Source organism: Amycolatopsis stemonae, from assembly GCF_054781455.1.
On the sequence record NZ_BAAGUJ010000001.1, the window covers coordinates 815,347 to 833,055 of the forward strand.

The window sequence follows — 17,709 nt, forward strand, 5'->3', positions numbered from 1 at the left end:
GAAACCCCTTCGGGCGGCGGATCACGCCGCCGCCCGAAGGGGTCAAGTGGATCAGCCGATCAGGCCCGAGAGGCCGCTGCCCTTGAACGAGCCCCAGCCGGTGACCTGGTCGTACCCGGTTCCCGCGGTGAAGCCGGTCGTGCCGTGCAGGGTGTTGTTGCCGGTCGTCACGTCGTGGAAGCCCGTGCCGTACGACGACCCGTTGCCGATCGAGTAGAACTTCGGGTTCAGGTTGCCGAGACCGCCGCCGTGGACCTGGTTCTGCAGCGTGGCGAACGCCGCCCACAGCGGGGCCGCGCCCGACGTGCCCCACACCGTCTGCCACGCGCCCGCGGTGTAGATGTAGTAGCCCGAACCGCTCGCCGCGTCCGCGGAGACGTCCGGGACCTTGCGGTAGGTCGTGCTCTGCGAGGACTGCCACGACGGCGCGGTGAACACCGTCGAGATGCCGCCGCCGGTCGAGCCGTTCGACGCGCCGTCGTTCCACGCCTTCTCGCTGCTGTAGGCGTTCGACGAGGTCACCGTCAGCTGCGTGCCGCCGACGCCGGTCACGTTCGGGCTGGACGCCGGGAAGTCCACGGCCTTGGCCGTCGACCCGGTCTGGCGGTAGCAGTCGGTGGTGCCGTCGTCGCCCGCGGCCGCGAAGTAGGAGATGCCCTCCGCGGTGCCGGTCGCGATCGCGTTGCTGACGCTCTTGGCCGCGCTCGAACCCTCGGCGGATTCGCAGGCGCCCCAGGAGATCGAGACGACGTTGACCGTGTGGTCCGACGCGATCTTCTGGTACATCGCCAGCTCGCCGGCGCTGGTGTTCGGCGCCTCGTACACGTAGTCGTTCGCCGCGGCGGCGAGCGCGTGCACGACCTCGATGTCGAGCTCGACCTCGATCTGGCCGTCGCCCGGGCTCGAGTCGTAGTTCTGGCCGCTCACCGGGACGGTCGTGACCGAGCCCGCCGAAAGGCCGTACGTGCTGTCGTACTTGGTGATGTTCGACTTCTGGTAGCCGTCGAACTCGACGAAGCCGACCTTGACGCCGCTGCCGGTCGCCGACAGGCCGCTGGTGCCGTAGGCGGTCTTGAGGACGGGCGGCGTGACGGCCTTGACGACGTTGGGCTTCGCGACGGCGGTGGTGTGCGTCCGCAGCGCGTGGTTGTCGAGGCCGACGACGTTGCCGACGACGTCCGAAACCCCGGCGGGCACGGCCGGCGCCGCGTCGTTGGCGAAGAAGGTCCGGCCGGAGGCCTGGTCGTGGTAGGTGCCGATCCGGGTGCGGAACGCCGATTCCAGCTGGGCCGCCGAGCCGGTGAACGTGACGGCCTGGCGGTTGCCGGAAACCTCGATCCCGGTGAGCCCGGCTTTCCCGAGGAATGAGACGGCCTTGTCGACATCGGCTTGCGTCGGGCCGAACTCGGCATTGAACTGCGCCGGGGTCAGAAAGTGGTGGTATTGCGGCGAAGCCGGGTTCTGCACGTCGGCGAGGAACTTTTCCAGCGCCTGCTGGTTGTGCAGTTTCAGCGACAGTGCCGCGGTGATCGGCTGCCCGGCCGCGACGTCGCCGGTGCGGGCGCTGTTGACGAGCGGAGCAGCACTGTCGGCCAGCGTGACCAGGGGTTCCGACGCCGCGGCGGCCGGGACGGCCACGGCGAGGCCGAGCAACGCAGGCAGCGGCACGGCGGCCGCGACGAGCTTGCGCAAGCGCATGGGGAATTTCCTCTCGGCGGTGGGGACCGGGCCTGCGCGCTTCAATACTCGCCGCAGGTTGCCGAGAAGCATAAGAAGCCGCGAACGCGCCGAGGAACCTACTTTTGGCTGCCCTTTCGCGGTTCCCATTTTCGTTTTCCGAACGTTTTACCTTTTCATGGTCGTTCGATTATCGTCCGTATTGTCCGAGATCGTCGATGCGGTCGACGATCTCCTGCGCGTCCGCGCTGCCGGAAAACCGCCGCGCGGCCGCCGACAGCGAGTGCAGCCGCTGCCGGGCCCGCGGCGACCGCAGGGCGCCGACCAGTTCGATCGCCTCCTCGCCGACCGCGGTGGCGACGTCGAGGTCGCCGTCGAGGGCGTGCACGGTGGCCAGCCAGATCAGGGTCAGCGACCGGCTGCGCGCCATTCCCCGCGGGTACCCGGCGATCGCCTCGGTGAGGGCGGGGATGCCGTCGCGGCCGTGCCGGATGTCGACCATCTGGGCCAGTTCGGCGTGCACCGTGCCGACCATCGCCGCCATGTCGGTGGTCCCGAAGAACGCCGCCCACGGCGACGGTTCGCGCCCCTCGGACTCCGCGAACTCCTGCCGGGCGCGGCGCAGGTAGGTCAGCGCCCCGGTGACGTCGGCCTTCTTGGCGAACGCCCACGCCTGGTTCGCCGAGAGGATCGCCTGCGCGAGCTTGGAGTGCGCCAGCAGCGCCGCGTCCCGGCCCTGCTCGAACTCCGTCAGCGCCGCGTCGACGGCCCCGTAGTGCAGGTGCAGCCGCCCGACGCGGTACCGGATGTTGGCCTGGAGATCGTCGTTCCCGGCCTGGACGGCGAGCTCCAGCGCCCGCTCGAACGCGGCCAGCGCGGCGTTCGGCCGGTCCTGGTCGAAGTTCGTCCACCCGGCGAGGTTGTAGATGTCGGCGACGGCCGTGAAGAGCCGCGCCAGGACGACGGTCTTGGCCGCCCCTTCCAGCAACGCCGCGGCGGCGGGCAGGCGCGCCTCGACGGCCGCCCGGCAGGCGCCGCCGCCGTAGCGGTAGTCCAGGCCCCTGAGCTCCGCGACGACGTCCTCGAGCCGCCGCACGTCGGCGAGACCCACGCGGGTTCCCCGCGGTTCGCCCCGCCCTTCACTGCCGGTCATGGCAGCCCTCCGTCCGTTGAGGGCTGCCGGCACGGGCAGCCCCCGGTTATTCCCCACCGGGCCGGGCCGGAGCGCGGTCCTTCGAGGGACTGGCGCCGGGCAGCACCCCGGCGGCGGTCAGCACCACACCCGTGGCCGTTTCCGCGATCTTGACGGCGGCCAGCAGGCCGGTGAGGGCGAGCGAGCCGCCGAGCCCCAGTTTGGCGAACTCGTCTTCGGAGGTTTCGGTTCCGCGTTGACGCGGTATCGTGCTGGTCACGATTCAGCCTTCCGGCTTGTTCCGGACGCACTCGGGCGATATCCGCGGGGAATCAACCGCTCCCACGTGACAGAAATCCACCGGATGGTCGACATCCTGGTTTCCTGATGACTTCTCATCGAATTGACCGCGAACCGAATACGCGCGCCCACAGCGCCGCCTCCCGTGCTGGCCGAACAATTCTTGAGACCATCCGGGTGAACGGCGACCGTGCCCGTCGCACCGAGCCCACCCCGACGGAAACGCCACCGTTTCACGACTTCTCGACCACGATAGCCAGCAGCTGCCGAGCCTTCAGCCGCCAAGCAGCCCAACAACGATAACGCACGTGCAGGTGCACAACCGACGGCGAACGGGCATTCGCAAGCCCCGAATGCAATTTCAGGATAACGATTCAAAAGCCGGTAATACTGGTATGACCGGCCGGCGGATCACGCAATTGCCCGCCGGCCGGCTGCGGATTTGGAAACGGGGGCGCCGTACTCCGTACGACTTCCGCAGCCCCTCAGGATTTGACGAGCTCCACCCAGGTGCGCACCGTTTCGGCGGCCACCGGCGCCTGCCAGCCACCGGGCCGGACGGCGCTTCCGACATGGAACCCGCGCACCCCGCCCGCGCGCAAGAGGTGCACCTGCTGCGCGCGCAGCCCGCCGCCGACGAGCAGTTCCGGCCCGCTTTCGCGCTGTGCCAGGCGCTGTAGCACGGAAAGCCCACTGCCTACACCGTTCGGGTGGCCGGCCGCGAGCACGGTGTCACACCCGATCGCGGCCAGCTGGTCGTACGCGCGCAACGGGTCCCGCGTGCGGTCGATCGCGCGGTGGAACGTCCACGGCAGCCCGTCGATCTCCTTGATGAGCGCCTCGCAGGCGTCCAGGTCGATCTCGCTGTCGACGGTGAGGAAGCCGAAGACGAACTCGCGCGCACCCGCGTCGACCAGCCGGGCGGTGTCCGCGCGCAGCCCCTCGAGGTCGCCGACGGCGAAGGAACCGTTGTCCCGCAGCATGACCCGCACCGGGAGGTCGGTCGCCGAAAGCACGTCACGCAGCGTCTCGACCGACGGCGTGAGGCCGTCCTGCGCCATGTCCGTCACCAGTTCGAGGCGGTCGGCCCCGCCCGCCTGCGCGCCTTCGGCGTCCGCCGCGTCCAGCGCGATCACTTCCAGCAGGGGCGTCTTCGAGCTCATGCCTCATCCGTTTCACTGGTTCCGGGTGTCGTCTCCCCTCGCGTGCCGCCCTCGCCGGAAGCCGCCTTGAAGGCTCGTCATCCGCTCGCGTACCGCTTCCGGGGAAAGAGAGAGTATCGGCCGCTGCTCCGGCACCGCTCCGGGGCTCGCCGCGGAATCCGCGGGCTGCAGGAACGGCCAGGTGTCCTCGGCGCCGTCCTCCTGCTCCAGTTCGGCCGGGGTCGGCCACTCGTAGGCGGGCTCGATCGCGGCCGGCGGCGTGACGGGCCGGATCTGCGGCTCGGTGTCCTCGTCGTCCGGCCCCACCTCGGCACTTTCCCGGGAAAGCTCCGCCCCCAGGCGGTCGCTTTCCCGGGAAAGCGGCGGCGGAGGGGGCGGGGGCGGCGGCGCGGCGAGCGCGTGGCGCGGCTCGGGTTCGGCCGGCCGCGGCTCCTCCGCGACCGGGCGCGGCTCGACGGCCTTGCGCGCCGCCTCGGGCGCCGCCGACGCGTCGAACCAGCGCGACAGGACGTCGCGGTAGGCGGGCATCCGCTCGGTCGGCGCGTCGAGGTCCAGGTGCGAGTCGTCGTCCGCGGTCGGCCACTCCGGCGCGTGCTCGCGGGCCACCACGGGGGCCCGGCGCGGCGGCCCGGCCTCGATCGACGGCGGCGAAAGCTCCTCCGGCTCCGGCTCGGGCTCGGGTTCCGGCGGCGTGAGCGGGGCCAGCGGTGCCAGCAGCTCGGGTTCCGGGGCCGCGGCCGGCTCGGCGGGCGGGGGCGGCGCGGGCATCGGCGGCAGCTCGACGATCAGGCCGGCGGGCACCAGCACGGTCGCGACGAGCCCGCCGTCCCGGCCCGCGCTCAGGCGGACGTCGATCCGGTGCCGGGTGGCCAGCGTCGCGACCACGAACAGGCCCATCCGGCGCGAGACTTCGACGTCGACGTCCGGCGGGTGCGCGAGCCGCGCGTTGGTGCGGTCGATCTCGGCCTGCGGCATGCCGGCGCCGTGGTCGACGATCTCGATCTCCCAGTCGCCGTCGTGGGTCTCGGCACTGGACACGGTGACGGTCTCGTCGCCGGAGTAGCTCGTCGCGTTCTCCAGCAGCTCCGAAACGACGTGCACCAGGTCGTTGACGGCCTCCCCGCGCACCGCGACCTGCGGCGCCGGGCCGAGCTCGATGCGCTGGTAGTGCTCGACCTCGGAGAGCGCGGCGCCGATGATCTCGTCGGCCGAGACGGCGCCCGCGTCCTCCCGCGCCGAGTCGTGGCCGGACAGGACCAGCAGGTTTTCGCTGTTGCGCCGCATCCGCGTCGCCAGGTGGTCGAGCTCGAACAGCCCGGCCAGGGTGTCCGGGTCCTGCTCGTCGGCTTCCATCCGGTCGAGCACCGACAGCTGCCGCTCGACGAGGTCCTGGCTGCGCTGGGACAGGTTGACGAACATCGCGTTGACGTTTTCGCGCAGCATCGCCTGCTCGCCGGCCAGGCGGACGGCTTCGCCGTGCACCGCGTCGAACGCGCGGGCCACCTGGCCGACCTCTTCGCGGGTGAACACCGGCACCGGCGCGACCGCCAGTCGTTTCCGCAGGTTCTCCGGCGCGGGCTCGGGGTCGGTGAGCAGGTTCTGCACGGCGGCGGGCAGCCGGTGTTCGGCCACTTCCAGCGCCGTCCGGCGCAGGATCCGCAGGGGGCGCAGCAGGGACCGCGCGATGACGACCGACAGCACGCCCGCGACGAGCAGTACGCCGAGCACGACCCCGCCGTCCCAGATCGCCGCCGTGCGCGCCTGCGCCGCCAGGGCGTCCGTGCGTTCCTGCAGCTGGACCAGCAGGGCTTGCTGCACTTGGTGGGCGAGGTTCACGGTGTGCGTCGCCGAGACGTCCCACTGGTTCGGGTCGAGACCGGAGAGGTTCTGGCCGTTTTCGGTGCGGGTCAGCGCGGACTCGACCATGTCGTTGCCGATGTCGACGACCAGGCCGATCACGGTGTCGTCGAACATGCGCTGCTGGTCGGGCGTCGCGAAGGTGCGGTAGTCGTTGCGCGCGGCGGCGAGCTCCGCTTCGGCGCCGAGCAACGCGCGCGTGCGGTCGCGGTTGAGGCTGCCCGCGGCGAGCGCCTCGGCCAGCACCGCGCGCTTGACCGACATCTGGTCCTTGATCCGGGCGAGCGCGTTGCCGGCCAGGCGCAGCCGCGCGAGCTCGGGGTCCGAGACGTCGGCGGCGGCCGAGTCGCTGATGTCGAGCAGGCCGGAGATCAGCTCGCTGTAGGAGCGCAGCACGGCGTCGGCGGGGAACGCCGAGTGCTCCGCGGAGAACCGGAGGCCGCCGAGCACGCGCAGGCGGTCGTCGGTCTGCTGCAGGCTTTCCCCGGCCTTCGCGTCCAGCCGGGGTCTACTGTCGGCGAGGGTCCGTTCGAACGTGCCGATCGCCTGGTCGACGCGTTTGCGCTGACCGGTGAGGTCGGCCGTGTCGCCCTGGCGGTCCTGGGCGACGAACCGGACGGTGAGGTCGCGCTCGCGCTGGAGCTCGTGGATGGCTTCGGCGACCGTGCTGTCGACGCGGCCGCGGGTGGCGAACTCCGCGAGCTGCCGCGCGTCACGGAGGTCCGAGCTGATCCGCAGGCCGACGAGGGCGATCACCGCGAGCGCGGGGATGAGGAGGACGGCGAAGAGCTTCGTGCCCAGGCGCCAGTTCCGGAGCCGCCACCGGCCGCCGGCCGGACGTGGATCCGCCGCGTCGCCGCCCTTGCGGGGACGCTGATCGCGACGGGTCACCTGGTTTCCTTTTCCGCCGCGGGAGGGAACCCGCGGATCCGACGACACCTCGAACCTACTGGACGGTAGCCCGCCCGATGAAGATCCGAAAGCCGCGCTGGCACGATACGGCCCTGCCCGCGATCGTATGGGGCGCGGACCATACGATCCAGCACGAGAACCAGATTCTCGCGGTAGGTGAAGGTTCATGATCAGACGCGGACTGACGATTCCGCTGGTGGCGGCGTTGCTGACGACCGCGGGCTGCAGCCTGTTCGGATCCGGATCACCGGCCTCGCCACCGCCATTGGAACGGACCACTCTGCGTGTCGGTGTGGGCAACGCCATCGACACGGCCCCGCTGCGGATCGCCGTCGCGGCCGGGAAGTTCGGCGCCGCGGGCCTGAACGTCCAGCTCGTCGAGCTCGGCGCGGACGACGGGCTGGCCAAGCTGGCGGCCGGCGACCTCGACGTCACCTTCGCCTCCGACATCGCGGTCTTCCGCGCCGCGGCGGGCGGGACGGCCCTGCAGCTGCAGGGCGAGGCCTACACGTCCGGCCCGAACACCATGGCCCTGGTCACCCTGCCCGGCTCCGACTACACCGTGCCGACGACGAAGAAGTCCCCCGACATCGCGGTGAACATGCTCGACGACGTCGGCGCCCTGGCCGCGCGCTCGGTGCTCGGCACCGCGGGCGTCGACGTGGCGAAGATCAAGTTCAAGCAGGTCGCGTTCGACCGGATGCCGCAGGCCCTGCAGGCGGGCGACGCGGACGCGGCGCTGATGATCGAGCCGTACATCACGCGCGCGGAGAAGGACCTCGGCGCGCACATCCTGGCCGACGGCGCCCGCGGCGCGACGCTCGACTTCCCGCTGTCGTCCTACTCGTCGGCCAAGCCGTTCGCCCAGGCCAACCCGCGCACGCTGGCGGCGTTCCGCACGGCGCTGGGCGCGGCCCAGCAGAGCGCGACGGACCCGGCGGTGGTCCGCGACGCGCTCCCGAAGTTCTCCGACATCGACACGACGACGGCGGCCCTCATCTCGCTGGGCTCGTACCCGACGTCGCTGAACGGCATCCGGCTGCAGCGCGTCGCCGACCTGATGCACAACTCGGGCCAGCTGGCCGACCGCCTCGACGTCCAGAGCCTGCTGCCGGACCAGAACGGTTACTGACTCCGGCTAGATGCTCTCGCCCGGCGGCGTCAGGCACACCGCGCGCGTCGGCGGGCCGGCGTAGTACCGGATGTCGTCGGCCTTTCCGCAGGTGTCGGGATCGTGCGGGCCGGTGATGACCTGGACGCGTTCCGTCGCCGCCGGGTCGGTGCAGCTCACCTTGGCGACCTTGACCTCGTCGTCGGCGTCGCGCAGGCAGTCGCCGGTGCTGACGTTCAGCGCCAGGCAGAGCGTCCGCCCGGCCGCGATCTTGAACCGCACGTACCCGTTGGAGGCGCAGGTCGAGGACCCGCTGTAGCTCTGTTCGACCTGGTACGCGGCGCTGTCCGAGCCGCAGCCGACGCGGTGGTAGACGATCTTGTCGCCGCTTTCCCGCGACAGGTACACGCAGTCACCGCTCCCGGGCGGGCCGGCGCGATCGGCCCAGTAGATGCTCAGCGCGCCCAGCGAACCCAGGGCCAGCGCCAGGACGACGCACACCGCGAGGGTGATCTTCACCTTCGTGGTGAACCAGTGCGGGATGGGCTGCCGACCGGGCACCGGCGCGGACGGGGCCGCGTGGTCCGGCGACCGGAACGGGTTGTCGTCGAACGGTGGTGTGGTCAACGTGCCCTCCAGTGATCCCCTCGGCACCTCGTCCCACGAGCGAGGCACGTATAACAGTAGTTGTGACTGATGGCCCGCTGATCGTCCAGTCCGACAAGACCGTGCTCCTGGAGGTCGACCACCCCCAGGCCGATGACGCGCGCGTCGCGATCGCGCCGTTCGCCGAGCTCGAACGCGCCCCGGAGCACGTCCACACCTACCGGATCACGCCCCTGGCGTTGTGGAACGCGCGTGCCGCGGGGCACGACGCCGAGCAGGTCGTCGACGCCCTGACGACGTATTCGCGCTTCCCCGTGCCGCAGCCGCTGCTGATCGACGTCGTCGACGTGATGGGCCGGTTCGGCCGGCTGCAGATCGCGAACCACCCGGCGCACGGCCTGGTCATGTCGACCACCGACCGCGCGGTGCTCACCGAGGTCGTCCGGAACAAGAAGATCAGCCCGATGCTCGGCGCGCGGATCGACGAGGACACCGTCATCGTCCACCCGAGCGAGCGCGGGCGGCTCAAGCAGGCGCTGCTGAAGGTCGGCTGGCCCGCCGAAGACCTCGCCGGGTACGTCGACGGCGAAGCGCACCCGATCGCGCTCGACGAGCGCGACTGGCACCTGCGCGACTACCAGCGGATGGCCGCGGAGGCGTTCTGGGCGGGTGGCTCGGGCGTGGTCGTGCTGCCGTGCGGCGCGGGCAAGACGCTGGTCGGCGCGGCCGCCATGGCGAAGGCGCGGGCCACGACGCTGATCCTGGTGACGAACACGGTCGCCGGGCGGCAGTGGAAGCGCGAGCTGATCGCGCGGACGTCGCTGACCGAGGAGGAGATCGGCGAGTACTCCGGCGAGAAGAAGGAGATCCGGCCGGTCACCATCGCGACGTACCAGGTGATCACGCGCAAGACCAAGGGCGAGTACCGGCACCTGGAGCTGTTCGACTCGCGCGACTGGGGCCTGGTCGTCTACGACGAGGTGCACCTGCTGCCGGCGCCGGTGTTCCGGATGACGGCGGACCTGCAGTCCCGCCGCCGCCTCGGTCTCACCGCGACGCTGGTGCGCGAGGACGGCCGCGAAGGCGACGTCTTCTCGCTGATCGGGCCGAAGCGCTACGACGTGCCGTGGCGCGACATCGAGGCGCAGGGCTGGATCGCGCCGGCGGAGTGCACCGAGGTCCGCGTGACGCTGACCGACGCCGAACGCCTGGAGTACGCCACGGCCGAGGCCGACGAGCGCTACAAGCTGGCGGCGACGGCGCAGACCAAGACCCCGGTGATCAAGTCCATTGTGGAGCGTCACGCGGGCGAGCCGACCCTGGTGATCGGCGCCTACCTCGACCAGCTGGAGATGCTGGGCGACGAGCTGGACGCCCCGGTGATCCAGGGCGCGACGAAGAACAAGGAACGCGAAGAGCTCTTCGACAAGTTCCGCCGCGGCGAGATCCGCACGCTGGTCGTGTCGAAGGTCGCGAACTTCTCGATCGACCTGCCCGAGGCGTCGGTGGCGATCCAGATCTCGGGCACGTTCGGCTCCCGCCAGGAGGAAGCCCAGCGCCTGGGCCGCCTCCTGCGCCCCAAGGGTGATGGCCGTCAGGCGCACTTCTACTCGATCGTCTCGCGCGACACGGTCGACACGGAGTACGCGGCGCATCGGCAGCGTTTCCTGGCGGAGCAGGGGTACGCGTACCACATCGTCGACGCGGACGACCTGCTCCGGCCGCTCTAGCCGGGTCCTTGCCGCCGCTCCCTCGCCGCCACGTCACGATCGCGGGCGAGGCTTGCCGATCCGCGGCTTCATCGCGGCCACGCCCAGCCCGCTCAACGCGGCCTGCTCCGGCGCGCTAACCCCTTCGGCCCAGCGGATCGTCACAGGAACAACTTCCGCCACAGCCGTTTCAGAAGCGGCTCTGACCTGCGGATTTGCAGATTCACTCGAACGGATGAGCGGCCCGAACGCTGGAAATTGTCAGACCCTCGAACTACTGTTCGACATGCACCAGCCGAACACAAGTTCGAGGGGACGTCCATGACGATCGCACCGCTCCGCCCCGGTACGCCCGCGCCGCCGGTCCAGACCCTGCCACCGGGGTCGTGGCACGGCCGGCTGTGGGTGTCCGACCTGCCGCTGACCCGGCCCGAGCGCTACCTCGGCTGCGTGGCCGAGTTCGAGCGGTCGGGGCTGTGGCCGGTGCTGATCCCGCACGACCAGCGCTTCGCGGCGAACGGCGAGGACTGGATCGACGACCGCGGCCGCCTGGCCCCGGCCGGCCACCGGGTCGCGACGGCCGACGCGGCGGGCGCGCTGGACCGCTGGTGGGACGCGTCGTGCTGCGACGGCGCCTGCCTGCGGCCGTTCGGCGCGCGTTTCCCGGGGCTGGCCAAGCGCAGCCCGCGCAGGTCCGACCCGCTGGCGGAGGCGGGCAACACGGGCTCGATCCTGGCGACGCGCGCCCCGCACCGGCTCGGCCTGGTCCAGACCGAGCGGCCGGCCGACATCCCGGCCCTGCTGGGCTGGACGGGCATGATCAAGTACACCGACCAGGTGGCCGAGCTGTCGGCGGTGCTGCGCAGCTGGGAGGAGCGCTTCGGCGCGACGCTGGTGGTGCTGGGGTTCGACACGCTGGAGCTGTCGGTGTCGGCGCCCCCGCGCAACCAGGCCCGGGCGCTGTCGGTCGCGGCGGAGCACCGGGCGTTCAGCCTGCCCACCTTCGCGGGACAGCCCGGAAACCTGCGCGAGTACGCGTCGGATCTGGTGCAGTCGCGGGTCTGGCGGTTCTCCTGGGCGTGAGGAACGGGGTCCGGCGGCCGGAGCGGGGGTTCCCCGTGCGCAAGGGAATCGCCGCACCCACCCCCTGGGTGCGGCCGGCCGGAGGCCACCCGTGAGCAAGCGCTTCAAGGGCCTCGTCAGACGAGCGTCCGCGAATCTGGGTCGGTTGTCCCGTCCGGCGGTCCACCCGTCCGGACGGCGGCCTCGCGGCCGCGTTTGTCCCCGCCCGGGAGCGGGCATCACCCACCGCGGGAAGGCGGTGAGCACGATCGCCGAGATCCGGATCGGCACGTCGGGGTGGCGTTATCCGCCGTGGCGCGGGGAGTTCTACCCGGCGGGACTCGCGCAGCGGCGGGAGCTCGAATACCTGTCGCGGCGGATGAACGCGGTCGAAATCAACGGCTCGTTCTACTCGCTGCAGCGCCCGGAACGGTTCCGCGCCTGGTTCGACGAGACCCCGGCGGACTTCCTCTTCGCGGTGAAGGGCGGCCGCTTCATCACGCACATGAAGCAGCTGCGCGACGTCGAGACGGCGCTCGCGAACTTCTACGCCTCCGGCGTGCTGGCGCTCGGCGCGAAGCTGGGCCCGTTCCTCTGGCAGCTGCCGCCGAGACTGACGTTCGACCCCGACCGCCTCGCGACGTTCTTCGCCCTGCTGCCCCGCACGACGACCGACGCGGCCCACCTCGCGGCCAAGCACGACGACAAGCTGAAGGGAACGCCTCATCTCCAGGCCGGCCCGCGGAAGCGGCTGCGGCACGCGCTGGAGGTCCGGCACCCGAGTTTCGCGCAGCCCGCGGCGGCGGCGCTGCTGCGCAAGCACGGGATCGCGTTGGTCGTCGCGGACACCGCGGGCCGGTGGCCGCTCATCGAAGAGCAGGCGGCGGACTTCTCGTACGTCCGCCTCCACGGCGACGAGGAGCTTTACGTCAGCGGCTATTCGGACCGGGCGCTGCGTGCCTGGGCCGACAAGATCCGCGCCTGGCACGAAGACGGCACCCGGGACGTCCACGTCTACTTCGACAACGACGTGAAGGTCGAGGCACCCCGCAACGCGGAGACCCTGGCCGGCCTGCTCGGCGTGGCCCCGCCGACCGGACAGTGAGCGGACAGTGAGCGCGATCGGGTTGGGTGACAAGGCGGGCCGGACCGGCTTGCGTGCTGTCGCTGGGGGTCGGCACGCGGGCGGTCCGCCCTTCCGCCCCCGGCGCCGCGGTCAGCCCGCGCCCACCAGGGCCGCCAGTTTCGAGCGCACGTCGTCCGCGTCCGGGTGGCCCAGCTCCGTCAGCAGCCGGACCGAGCGCAGCCAGCACTCCCGCGCCAGGCCGCGATCCCCGTGCCGCAGGTGGATCGTGCCGAGCTGGGCCAGCACGTCCGCGGCCTCGTCCTGCTCGCCCATCGCGAAGAACATCTCGACCGAGTCGCGGATGCACGCGATGCCCTCGTCCACGCGGCCCAGCCCCACCAGCGCCAGGCCGCGCGTGTGCACCGTGAACCGCGTGTCCACCGGCTCGCCGTCCGGGCCCGGCACCGCCAGCGCCGCGTCGGCGAGGCGCAGGGCCTGCTCGTGGTCGCCCATCGAGGTGCAGATGTCGCCCAGCGCCCGCAGCACGCTCGCCTCGAGCGCCCCCAGCCCCAGCTCGCGGACGATCTCCAGCGCCTGCATCCCGTGCTCGTAGGCCCAGGCGTAGTCGTCGAGGTTGTGCGCCGCCATCGCCAGGTTGTACTGCGCCCGCGCCTCGCCCTCGCGCGCGCCGAGGTCGCGCTGGATCGCGAGCACCTGCTCCAGGTAGCGCCGCGACTCGTCGTACTGCCGCGCGACGCCGTTGACCACGCCGAGCCCGCTCAGGATGCCCGCCTCGCCCGGCCGGTGGCCGCTCGCGCGCGCCGCCTCGAGCGCCACGGCGAAGACCGAACGCCAGTCGTCGAGCCGCGAGCGCGTGACGAAGTAGCTCTGCAGCAGCCAGGCCAGCTTCCAGCAGACGTCGTCACGCCGGCGCCGCGCCAGGTGGACCGCGGCGATCAGGTTGCCGGACTCCTCGCCGAACCAGGCCAGCGCCTCGTGGTACTCGGAGAACGCCAGACCACCGGCGAGGTCGTCGAGCTCCAGCAGCCGGTAGTAGCGCTCCGGCCGCATCCGCCGGGACGCGTTCAGCGCCGACGCCAGGTACCAGTCCAGCAGCCGGTCCAACGCGGCGTCGCGCTGCGAAGGCGTGTCGACCCGCGAAGCGACTTCGCCGGCGTACGCCCGGATGAGGTCGTGGAACTGGTAGCGGCCCGGCCACGGCTGTGCGAGCAGGTGCGCGGCGGCGAGGGTCTCCAGCATCGGCCGGGTCGTCGCGAGGTCCAGGCCGGCGACCGCGGCGGCCGCCGGCGCGGTGAAGTCGACGCCGGTGGGCAGCCCGAGCAGGCGCAGCAACCGTGCCGTCGACGGCTCCAAAGCCTGGTACGAGTACGAAAACACCGAGCGGATGTTCGTGCCTTCGCCGTCGGCGAGGTCGAACGAGCCGAGCAGGTCGCTGTCGAGCGAGTCGACGAACTCGTCGAGCGGCAGGTCGGGGAACTGCGCGGCCCGGACCGCGAGGATCCGGATGGCCAGCGGCAGCCCGCCGCAGTAGCGCACGAACCGCTCGGTCGCCGCCGGGTCGCGCGCGACGCGCTCGATACCGATCGTGGACGCGAGCAGCTCGACGGCGTCCTCCTCGCCGAGCTCCTCCAGCGCGATCCGCCGCGCGCCGTGCGTCGCGACCAGCGCGCGCAGCTGCCAGCGGCTGGTGATCACGACCAGGCAGCCCGGCCCCGGCAGCAGCGGGCGCACCTGCTCGGTGCGGTTGGCGTTGTCGAGCAGGACCAGCAGCCGCCGCCCCGCGCTGTGCGTGCGCCAGCTCGCGGCGCGGCCGTCGAGGTCGTCCGGGATCTGGTCGCAGGGCACGCCGAGCGCGGTCAGCACCGCCTCCAGCGCGGCCGCCGGCTCGACCGGCTCGCCGGGCCCGTAGCCGCGCAGGTTGACGTAGACCTGCCCGCCGGGGAACCGGTCGGCGACCTCGTGCGCGAAGTGCACGGCCAAGGTCGTCTTGCCGATGCCGCCCATGCCCTCGACGGACGCGATCGGCGTCGACGTGTCGGCCTCGATCGCCTCCGGCAGCAGGGCGTGCAACGCCTTGAGGTCGCACTCGCGCCCGGAGAAGGTCGGCAGGTCGGCGGGCAGCTGGTGCGGCACCTGCGGCTCGACGCCGAGCCGGTAGCGCGCCAGCCGCGCGCCGCCGGCCGGGTCGTCGGCGGCGGCTCCGGTCAGGATCGCCTGACGGGTGCGCTGCAGCGAGAGCCCGGGGTCCAGCCCGAGCTCCTCGGCCAGGACCCCGCTGATCCGCCGGTAGACGTCGAGCGCCTCGGCCTGGCGACCCGACCGGTAGAGCGCGACCATCAGCTGCTCGTGCAACCGCTCCCGCAGCGGGTTTTCCCTGGTCAGCCGGGCCAGTTCGGGCACGACGGTGCCGTATTCGCCGACGTCGAGCAGGGCGTCCGCCCACTGCTCGCGCACGCGCAGCCGTTCTTCGGCCAGCTGGCCGACCTCGTCGCGGTGCAGGGCGTCCGACTCGACGTTCAGCAGCGCCGGGCCCCGCCACTGCGCGAGCGCCCCGGCGAAGTGCGCGGCCGCCTGGCGGCTCTCGCCGCGGTCCATCGCGGCCTTGCCGCGGGTGGCGAGACCGCGGAACCGGGCGAGGTCGAGCAGGTCGTCGTCGAGCTCGATCAGGTAGCCGCCGCTCTCGGTGCGGATCGCGACCTGGTCGCCCAGCGCCCGGCGCAGGCGCAGCACGTACGTCTGGAGCGCGCCCTTCGAGCGGCGGCGATCGTCGTCCCAGAGCCAGCGGCCCAGCTCGTCGACCGGCACGACCCGGTTCGCGCGCAGCAGCAGCCCGGCCAGCACGATCAACGGCCGGCTCCCCCCGAGCGGCACCGGGTGGCCATCGGCCGTGACCTCGGCCGGACCCAGCACGCGGAAGTCGAGGACCACGGGGTCATTCTGACGGGAACCGCACTGATCGGCAGCCGTTTGCCGAAGGTCGGGATGGCATGATCGGCGACGATGAAGGTCTACGCGATCCCCCTGCGCAACCGGTTCCGCGGCATCACGGTCCGGGAAGGCGTGCTGCTCGGCGGCCCGGCGGGCTGGGGCGAGTTCTGCCCGTTCGCCGACTACTCGGACGCCGAAAGCGTGCCCTGGCTGCAGGCGGCACTGGAAGCGAGCGAGGCCGGCTGGCCGGCGCCGGTCCGCGACCGGGTCGAGGTGAACACGACCGTGCCGGTGGTCTCGCCGGAGAAGGCGTACGAGCTGGTGCGCGCCTCCGGCTGCCGCACGGCGAAGGTGAAGGTCGCGGACCCGAGGTCGTCGATCGCGGACGACTGCGACCGCGTGGCGGCGGTCCGCGACGCGCTCGGCCCGGCGGGCGCCATCCGCGTGGACGCGAACATGGCCTGGGACGTCGACACGGCGGTCCGCGCGATCACGGACCTCGACAAGGCGGCGGGCGGCCTGGAGTACGCGGAGCAGCCCTGCCCGACGATCGACGACCTGGCGGCGGTACGCCGGCGGGTGCGGGTCCGCATCGCGGCCGACGAGTCGATCCGCCGGGCCGAGGATCCGTTGAAGGTGGCGGTCGCGGGCGCGGCGGACATCGCGGTGCTGAAGGTGGCGCCGCTGGGCGGGGTCCGCCGGGCCCTGGAGGTCGCGGAGGCGTGCGGGCTGCCGTGCGTGGTGTCGTCGGCGGTGGAGACGAGCGTGGGCCTGGCGGCCGGCCTGGCACTGGCGGGCGCGTTGCCGTCGTTGGACTTCGCGTGCGGACTGGGCACGATCTCGTTGCTGGAGGGCGACGTCTGCGCGGACTCACTGTCCCCTGTGGACGGCCACCTGCCGGTGCTGCGCCAAGCACCCGAGCCCACGGAGGCATACCCGGCACCGCCCGACGTCGAAGCGGCGTGGACGGCCCGGCTCGACCGGGTGCGCGGCTTGTCGTGAGTGGTCACGCAGCCTGCCAGGCCTGGCCGTAGGCGCGCACCAGCCACTGGTCGGCCCAGGCGCGGTCCGGGTGTTCCGGCAGCGGCGACGCGCCCCGGACCAGCTGGTCTTCGAGCTCCCTCGCGGCTGCCACCGCCTCCTGCTGCGTGTGCTTCCCGCGCCGCAGGTCGCGCAGCCAGGACAGCCACGGCTCGGCGATCGGGCCGTGCAGGCCGGACCGACCTGACAGCGCAGGATTGTCCCCCGCTCGGCGATCGCGGCGAACTCGGGCGTGTCGTGTTTCACGGTCCGACGTTGGACCGGCGCGCCCGGGTGCGGGCACCTGGTTTTCCCGGAGGCGGAGTTCAGGGTCGGGGTCCGGGCCGTTCCCGATGTGGCGGGACCCCGGCCGGAGCCACTATTGAGCCATGACGAACAGCGTGTACACCCCGGAAACCACCAAGAAGCTCCGCCGCAGCAAGACCGACAAGATGCTCACCGGCGTCTGCGGCGGCTGGGCGACCTACCTCGGCATCGACGCCAGCGTGCTGCGCATCGGCATGGTCGCCGCCGTGTTCCTTTCCGTCGGCATCGCCATCCCGGTCTACGTCGCCGCCGCCATCCTGACGCCGGAAGAGGACTCCTGACGCGGGCGGGCGCCGGCTCGCAGGGGGAGCCGGTGCCCGCCGGACGACGGGGGTGTGACGCGGGCGTCGGGGGACGCCCGCGCGGGGGTACGAGAACGGCCCGGACGCCAAGGGGACGTCCGGGCCGTTCGGCCTACTGTGCTGCGCTGAGCGGCGCAAAACCCGGACGCGAATCCCGTTCGAGGGGTTAGGGTTCGCGGTCGTGGATCAAGGGAGCAGGACGGCCGCGAAGGTCGTCGTCGGGATCCTCGGCGGGCTCTACCTGATCGCCGGGCTGGGGCTGACCGCCTTCTCCGCTTTCTTCGCGCTCGCCTTCGACGACACCGGCAGCGCGACCGTCACCAAGACCGTGCTCTACACCGCCGCGGCCCTGGCCATCTGGATCCTGCTCACCGGGATCGGCGCCATCGTCGTCGCGCTGGAGGCGGAAGAAGCGAGCACCGCCTGGCTCGGGGGCCTCGGCGTGCTCGCGCTCGGCGTCGTCATCCTCGGCGCCTACGCGGTCTGGTTCTTCACGAAGCCATGAGCTGTGTGCAC

General features: G+C 72.0%; 15 protein-coding genes. 7 read left to right on the plus strand and 8 right to left on the minus strand.

Features of this window, described 5'->3' with window-relative positions:
• Window positions 1-51: 51 nt before the first annotated feature.
• From ACYVLJ_RS04070 to ACYVLJ_RS04090, 5 genes are all read right to left on the minus strand, one after another.
• Complete coding sequence (locus ACYVLJ_RS04070) at window positions 52-1,698, minus strand: S53 family peptidase (RefSeq protein ID WP_460437787.1); 1,647 nt, start codon at window positions 1,696-1,698, stop codon at window positions 52-54.
• A gap of 169 nt (window positions 1,699-1,867) precedes the next feature.
• Window positions 1,868-2,830, minus strand: coding sequence for a tetratricopeptide repeat protein (locus ACYVLJ_RS04075; RefSeq protein WP_451968927.1), 963 nt, complete (start codon window positions 2,828-2,830; stop codon window positions 1,868-1,870).
• Between the two features lie 46 nt (window positions 2,831-2,876).
• Window positions 2,877-3,089: a hypothetical protein gene (locus ACYVLJ_RS04080; protein WP_460437788.1), complete on the minus strand. Its 213-nt coding sequence runs from the start codon at window positions 3,087-3,089 to the stop codon at window positions 2,877-2,879.
• Window positions 3,090-3,594: 505 nt separating this feature from the next.
• Window positions 3,595-4,272 (minus strand): copper homeostasis protein CutC, encoded by a 678-nt coding sequence (locus tag ACYVLJ_RS04085; RefSeq protein ID WP_451968932.1) that lies wholly within the window; start codon window positions 4,270-4,272, stop codon window positions 3,595-3,597.
• Between the two features lie 12 nt (window positions 4,273-4,284).
• Entirely contained in the window at window positions 4,285-7,020 is a 2,736-nt protein-coding gene (locus tag ACYVLJ_RS04090; RefSeq protein ID WP_460437789.1) for a sensor histidine kinase, read from the minus strand.
• 187 nt (window positions 7,021-7,207) lie between these two features.
• On the opposite strand from ACYVLJ_RS04090, the gene ACYVLJ_RS04095 reads away from it, so the two are divergent.
• A complete protein-coding gene (locus tag ACYVLJ_RS04095; protein WP_460437790.1) occupies window positions 7,208-8,173 on the plus strand; it encodes an ABC transporter substrate-binding protein in 966 nt (321 codons plus the stop codon).
• A gap of 6 nt (window positions 8,174-8,179) precedes the next feature.
• On the opposite strand, the gene ACYVLJ_RS04100 is transcribed toward ACYVLJ_RS04095, so the two are convergent.
• Window positions 8,180-8,779, minus strand: a complete 600-nt coding sequence (locus ACYVLJ_RS04100) for an LppU/SCO3897 family protein (protein ID WP_460437791.1) — start codon at window positions 8,777-8,779, stop codon at window positions 8,180-8,182.
• 62 nt (window positions 8,780-8,841) lie between these two features.
• On the opposite strand from ACYVLJ_RS04100, the gene ACYVLJ_RS04105 reads away from it, so the two are divergent.
• From ACYVLJ_RS04105 to ACYVLJ_RS04115, 3 genes are all read left to right on the plus strand, one after another.
• On the plus strand, window positions 8,842-10,488 hold the full coding sequence (locus tag ACYVLJ_RS04105; protein WP_460437792.1) for a DEAD/DEAH box helicase: 1,647 nt from the start codon (window positions 8,842-8,844) through the stop codon (window positions 10,486-10,488).
• Window positions 10,489-10,788: 300 nt separating this feature from the next.
• Complete coding sequence (locus tag ACYVLJ_RS04110; protein WP_451968945.1) at window positions 10,789-11,550, plus strand: DUF4253 domain-containing protein; 762 nt, start codon at window positions 10,789-10,791, stop codon at window positions 11,548-11,550.
• 238 nt (window positions 11,551-11,788) lie between these two features.
• Window positions 11,789-12,634 carry a DUF72 domain-containing protein gene (locus ACYVLJ_RS04115; RefSeq protein WP_460437793.1) on the plus strand — a complete coding sequence of 282 codons (846 nt, stop codon included), beginning with the start codon at window positions 11,789-11,791 and terminating at the stop codon, window positions 12,632-12,634.
• Between the two features lie 111 nt (window positions 12,635-12,745).
• Here ACYVLJ_RS04115 and ACYVLJ_RS04120 read toward each other — a convergent pair whose 3' ends face one another.
• Window positions 12,746-15,544 carry an AfsR/SARP family transcriptional regulator gene (locus ACYVLJ_RS04120; protein WP_460437794.1) on the minus strand — a complete coding sequence of 933 codons (2,799 nt, stop codon included), beginning with the start codon at window positions 15,542-15,544 and terminating at the stop codon, window positions 12,746-12,748.
• Window positions 15,545-15,616: 72 nt separating this feature from the next.
• Here ACYVLJ_RS04120 and ACYVLJ_RS04125 point away from each other — a divergent pair, with 72 nt between their 5' ends.
• Entirely contained in the window at window positions 15,617-16,546 is a 930-nt protein-coding gene (locus tag ACYVLJ_RS04125; protein WP_460437795.1) for an o-succinylbenzoate synthase, read from the plus strand.
• Between the two features lie 4 nt (window positions 16,547-16,550).
• Here ACYVLJ_RS04125 and ACYVLJ_RS04130 read toward each other — a convergent pair whose 3' ends face one another.
• On the minus strand, window positions 16,551-16,679 hold the full coding sequence (locus tag ACYVLJ_RS04130; protein WP_460437796.1) for a hypothetical protein: 129 nt from the start codon (window positions 16,677-16,679) through the stop codon (window positions 16,551-16,553).
• A 274-nt stretch (window positions 16,680-16,953) separates the two neighbouring features.
• Here ACYVLJ_RS04130 and ACYVLJ_RS04135 point away from each other — a divergent pair, with 274 nt between their 5' ends.
• Window positions 16,954-17,172: a PspC domain-containing protein gene (locus ACYVLJ_RS04135; RefSeq protein ID WP_451968952.1), complete on the plus strand. Its 219-nt coding sequence runs from the start codon at window positions 16,954-16,956 to the stop codon at window positions 17,170-17,172.
• Between the two features lie 202 nt (window positions 17,173-17,374).
• Entirely contained in the window at window positions 17,375-17,698 is a 324-nt protein-coding gene (locus tag ACYVLJ_RS04140) for a hypothetical protein (protein ID WP_451968953.1), read from the plus strand.
• The last annotated feature ends 11 nt before the right edge of the window (window positions 17,699-17,709 follow it).